This window comes from Pseudomonas sp. SIMBA_068 (genome assembly GCF_046534705.1).
Taxonomy (GTDB): domain Bacteria; phylum Pseudomonadota; class Gammaproteobacteria; order Pseudomonadales; family Pseudomonadaceae; genus Aquipseudomonas; species Aquipseudomonas putida.
Genome location: NZ_JAWRYI010000025.1, coordinates 1 through 5,617, shown reverse-complemented (window position 1 = coordinate 5,617; position 5,617 = coordinate 1). Strand labels below are relative to the sequence as shown.

The 5,617-nt window shown below is 47.2% G+C and carries 4 protein-coding genes; all 4 read left to right on the top strand.

All coding sequences use genetic code 11. From position 1 onward, the window contains the following. The first annotated feature begins 97 nt into the window (after positions 1–97). The 4 genes from SB756_RS27875 to SB756_RS27860 all read left to right on the top strand — a co-directional run bounded on the left by SB756_RS27875 (position 98) and on the right by SB756_RS27860 (position 5,480). Entirely contained in the window at positions 98–1,372 is a 1,275-nt protein-coding gene (locus SB756_RS27875; RefSeq protein WP_410912721.1) for a tyrosine-type recombinase/integrase, read from the top strand. Between the two features lie 241 nt (positions 1,373–1,613). After that, complete coding sequence (locus SB756_RS27870; RefSeq protein WP_410912719.1) at positions 1,614–3,062, top strand: hypothetical protein; 1,449 nt, start codon at positions 1,614–1,616, stop codon at positions 3,060–3,062. Between the two features lie 2 nt (positions 3,063–3,064). Next, positions 3,065–5,089 carry a hypothetical protein gene (locus tag SB756_RS27865; RefSeq protein WP_410912717.1) on the top strand — a complete coding sequence of 675 codons (2,025 nt, stop codon included), beginning with the start codon at positions 3,065–3,067 and terminating at the stop codon, positions 5,087–5,089. Further along, the gene (locus SB756_RS27860; RefSeq protein ID WP_410912715.1) at positions 5,076–5,480 is read left to right on the top strand and encodes a hypothetical protein; all 405 of its coding nucleotides are present in this window, start codon (positions 5,076–5,078) and stop codon (positions 5,478–5,480) included. Before SB756_RS27865 ends, SB756_RS27860 begins: the two co-directional genes overlap by 14 nt. Positions 5,481–5,617: the final 137 nt, after the last annotated feature.

Sequence of the window (5,617 nt, the reverse complement as noted above, 5' to 3'; positions counted from 1 at the left end):
CACAGGTTAGTACGGGCTATGGACATCCCACAGCCACAATCGCAACCTATGGACATGATCAGCTTTAGGCCTGATCTCATGTCATGGGGGCTTCGATTTGAGCGTCAAGGAATCCATCCTTTTCACACCAGCAAGGGCAACTGTTGAGCAAGGGGCAGTCACCTGGGATAGGGTCAGGAACAGCACGGCCATAGCAGACCTTCCTCAGCTATTTTGGGGTGACGGTGAACCATGGAGAGAAGCCAATCTATGGCTGATGCTAGAGGCGACAACAGGGCAAAAGCCCATCGAGACAGTCAAATCTAAAGCCTACGCCCTGCTTGAGTACTGTAAATGGTTAGAAAGGACTCAAACCAATTGGTGGGATTTCCCGCCAATTGAAAGTGATCGGTGCCTAGTTAAATATCACGGACATCTACGACGCCAGTTGCGATCAGGAACAAAAGCGAACTCCACATGCTCACAACGCATGCAAATCGTCATTCAATTTTACCGGTGGCTCAGGGCACAAAGCCTGTTGACGCCCGAATGGCCTATGTGGAAGGAAAAATTCTTCAACATAAAATTCAATAATTCCTTTGGACTAGAGCGAACGTTAACAGTCTCGTCCACTAGCCTATCTATACCTAATCGGAAGTCAAACACCCAGGGCTTGGAGGAAGGGTTGTACCCGGTTTCAAATTCCGATAGAGATAGGATACTGGACCTTGCGCTGAAATACTGCCCTTATGAAATCTACCTTCTTCTAATGGTAGGCTTCTTTACCGGAATGCGCATACAGACAATTTCTGGCCTAACAATCGAAACCTTGGAAAGTGCGGTTCAAGATCCCGCATCCGAAGGACTATATCGTATTGCTGTAGGGCCAGGAGCTAGACCGCCAGTACCTACAAAAAATAGCGTTACGGGCCACGTTTGGATTACCAAGCCACTGCTGGATGAGCTTCGTAAATACTGTTATAGCACAACTCGCCTGCTTCGTGAGGCCAAGGCAGAGGAAACCAATAAGAATCTAGTGTTTCTTACAAAGCGAGGCAACCCATACGCGGATAGAAGCAGAGATAGTTCACCCGCTATCAACGTAGCTATGCACTCTCTACGAAACCTAGGTTTAAAACATGGCGTTTCTGCACTTCAGAAATTCAAATTCCATCAGACCAGGTGCACATTTGCGACGGAGCTCGCCAGACTGGCAATAAACGCAGGTGGTGCAATTCATGCTATCGCCATAGTGAAAGATGCCTTGCTTCACAAGAATGAAGAGACATCAATCAGATATATAAAATTCATTGAGAGAAACCCAATTAAAGTAGCGATGGCAAACGAGTTCACAAAATCATTTTTCAACGCCGCCTCAGTTGCAAGGGTTTGAAATGACCAATCAATTACCCGACCTTACACTTACCGGAATAGAGTACGGAAGTAGGGTGACACCTTGGAGCCTCAATTCTCTCTACTACCCAGGCCTTACTTCTATACCTATCAACAAAGTAGTCAGTATCCTAGCAGAGGGTAATCTGCCTCAGACTACCGACGCCCGAATAAGATTATGCATAAGACTTTACGAATCGCTCCAAGGCCGCGTCACTGCGGGCAAAAGCCCAGGTACGATCATGGCTACCTTTCAAACAACAAGGTCGTTTTTCAAATGGGCGGACTCTAACGCAAAAACCTTAAGCCTCGGCACAATCGAGCAGGTTTTTTTGGATTGGTGCGACTGGAGTTTTGACGCTACGAGAACAATGCCTACGGCAGCACAGACGGCTTTCGGAAATGCTGCACGGGTCGGAGCTTTAATAGATGATGCGTTAGATCGTACAAGCACGATTATTTCACTCAGCCGTTTGAGAAAAAAGACAAAGCCCAAAGATTGGGGTCGCGAAAGTGACAAGATAGACTTTTCTAAGTTATTCGCCATGGGGGAAACCCTTGTGGATATCTGTGAATCATTAACGGCCGAGGTAGTTCAGGGGCCATTGCCAATAAATATTTCATATCGAGACGGTAAAACCACTACTCATTGGTGCGGATTAATCCCTACAGACAAACTTAAATGGAATGGATTGCTTGGCAAAAATAAAAAGGCGCTACCTCGGCGAGAGCGCCGCATCAATGACGTTAGCTGGAATAGCCGCCATTCGATTATGAATCTGCGGCTGGAGGCTGAAATCCTAATCTTTATAGCCCAAACACAAATCAACTTAACTCAAGCCCTTGAACTCAAAGTCAGCAAAGTAACATACCAAAGCATTACAACAGGTTACAAGGTAGCTAACCTGCATAAAGCACGGCGTGGTGGAGCGGTATCGTTCGACATTTATAGCGAATATCGCCAGCATTTTGATAAATACCTGAAATGGCGTGAACAGCTTTTCCCTAGTGATGAACTGCTATTCCCTTTGAAGTCTCATGCCACCAAAACACCTGGTACCTGTCCAGTTTTCAGAGCCGTGAGAAATGTATTAAAGGATCTTGAAGTCTCTTACGTAAACCCCAGAGCACTACGACTGTCAAAAGTCAACTGGCTGCTGCGCAAGACCAGAGATCCATCCCTCACAGCTGAGATGGCGCAGCACACCGAAACTACACTTCTACAGAGTTACGAGAGACCAAATCATCAAGTAGCCCTTTCTGAACTCACCAGATACCACCAGGCTCATGAGTCAGCGCTCGTTCCACCTGGGCCTGGGGTGTGCGTATCCCCTGAGCCACTGCTAATTAAGTCAGTACACAAAGGAGCTCCTAAGCCTGACTGCGCCAACCCTGCTGGATGCCTATTTTGCGTGCATCAGCGCGACATAGCTGAGCTGGATCACGTGTGGTCTCTTTTCAGCTACCGGTACCTGAAATCAGTTGAGTTAGCTACTCACCGGCCAACAACCAACGAGTCAGTTATTCATCCTGCTAAAATTGTTGTTGATGCTGTAACAGCCAAAATTGAGGCTTTTTCCAAGATAAACGAATTTAAAGCCTGGATTGCTGAGTCAGCGATTAGACTAGATGAAGGTAGATTCCATCCTAAGTGGGAAGGGTTTATAAAGCTAATGGAGTATCGTCTCTAGCCATGACCATCCAAGCACGTCTGTCGTTAGGGATAGAGCTCCCTTTCATTCACGCTAAGTCTGAAAATTATAGCCCTCCAACTTGGCCTCCAGCACCGGACTTCCCTGTAGTCATCGGCCAGGCGGGCAATATCATATCCCGCTATGGCGACTCCATTTGGATCTTGGACGTTTGGGCGGCTCGCCGATTGCGGTTAGACTTTAGCTTTATTAAAAGCGGTCCTGAGCTGACGAAAGACTGTTCAGACATGGCTAGACTTATCTGCGCATGGTGGCTATGGGGCCCCAGGCCAGTTACCAATGCTGGCACGCTAAAATCACGCTTCACTCATATCACTCCGCTACTCAAGCTCTGCTCTTCAAAGAATATCAATCCGGCAGAACTCTATAAGCACAATGAGGTTGTAGAAGACATTCCTAACTGCTTCTCGTCTTCGCATGCTGAGCCAGCGCTAATTCTTTTCCACAATCTATATGAGCATAGGAATGAGTTCGGCCACGTCATTCTAGACCGTGATGCATTGAGACGGTTTAGCGCTGCTATAACGAAGCATGAAGGATCCCAAACAGCCTACATACCGCCCCGTATTTGGCTCTACCAAGTGAGTCGGCTGAGAGAGTTTTTAGAAGATTATCTAGCATGCAGCAAAGGCGTGGCTGCGTGTTACAAAGAATGCTTAGAGTTGTATAGGGGGCAGGTAGGAGCTGAGCTTACTAGCCATCAGGAACATAATCACTCTAGCAATGAGAAAGAGGTTGGATTTTCTAGAAACTTCGGCCCTTTTGCTAATTACGCAAAAAAGCACGGAATAGATGACTGCATAAGAAAGTGGATAGTTGGAAAAGATGCACCTGACCATAAGATCGCCATCTACAGCCTGGGAAGCTTAATGTCCTTAGCTACCAAGGTTGGAAATGCTTATCTACTCAACATGTCACTGATGCGGGTAGATGAAGTATGGAAGCTCCGCGCAAATTGTTTAAATATTGAAGATGACCCTCAGTTCGGGAAAATTTATACCTTAGGCGGAGTGACCACTAAACGAATTCATGATCTTGATGCTAGATGGGTCACCTCATCGTCTGCCGAAATCGCAGTTCACGTCATGACGCACGTTGTCCGATTGCGCTTAGCAACAGCTGTAGAATTTATCGGCTCCAGCGTTCCAGAGGAACAGCGGGCTAACCCATGGTTTAATATACGTCAATATGAACCTTGGGCAAGAGGAAGCGGTCTAGACGGAGATTTTACAGTGCGCCCAAACTATCCAAGCTATGGAAGCGTACTTAAAAGCTATAAATTCTTGCTGGACCCAGCACAGTTAGTAGTTACTGAAAACGATCTAGAATATGCACGATTACTAACTCCAACACTTGGTGAGGATGTGCAGCTTGGAAAACCATGGCCGCTTGCTTGGCATCAGCTGCGAAGAACCGGGGCTGTAAACATGCAAGCATCATCCTTAGTTTCTGACGCATCGTTGCAGTATCAGCTGAAACACACTTCTCGAGCGATGAGTCTTTACTATGGCCGCGGGTATTCACGAGTCAAGCTAAATGACGTTGCCTATGCGACCTACGTGAAAGCTATGTACGAGGTTTTAGGTAAAGAAATATCTAGACTGTTAACCCCTCGCTTTGTCAGCCCATACGGCGAGGATCGCAAAGCACAAATCTTAAATATTGTTTCACCCGATGACCGAGAAAAGCTTGCCAACGCAGCGGCTAAGGGTCATATACAGTGGCGCGAAACACTTGCGGGAGGATGCACGAAGCGTGGTCCATGCGAGTACGGTGGGGCTGATACCCTTGTACATTGTGCTGGAGGTCACGGCCGGGGAGCATGTGCTGTTGCTTTATATGACACAGAGCGCGCGCCTCAATTGATAGAGCTGCGCGAGATTATCCAAGATCGATTGGAGCACGCCCCAATAGGCTCTCCTTATCACGCATCTCTTTTGATGCAAGACAAAGCAGTAGCCAACGTTTTATTTACTATAGGGAGTTCATCAGATGGGGCGAGCTGAGCAGGCATTTCGAGATGCTTTTGAACGTTTAAAAAGCGGATCTACCTTGACCGTACCCAAAGGTACTCCGGTTAGTCAAAATAATGTTGCTAAAGAAGCAGGGCTAGACCCCTCTGCTTTAAAAAAGTCTCGATTCCCAGCACTGGTTTCCGAGATCCAGGAATGGCTTTCTCAGAATATACAAAGCTCCCCAATCTCCGCTCGCCAGGCTACCAAAAAAGAGAGAACCAAAAATCGAGCTTTGAAAGATCATCTTGCAGATGTGATCAAGCAGCGGGACGCCTTGGCTTCGCATCTTGTGGAGGCAGATGCAAAAATCCTGGCCTTGACGCTGGAGCTGAACAGTTTGCGAGATACTAAGCTTCCGCCGAACGTAAAGCGTATCCGGTAAGCGATACCAAGGACATTTTCTCGCCATAACGAAAATTTTTCTACGCTTGGTATGGACATAAGAGTGAGGTTCTGGAAGGCCCGAAATATAAGGGCTACAGCGAATGTCCATACCATGCACACTCACCGGTGGGCGGG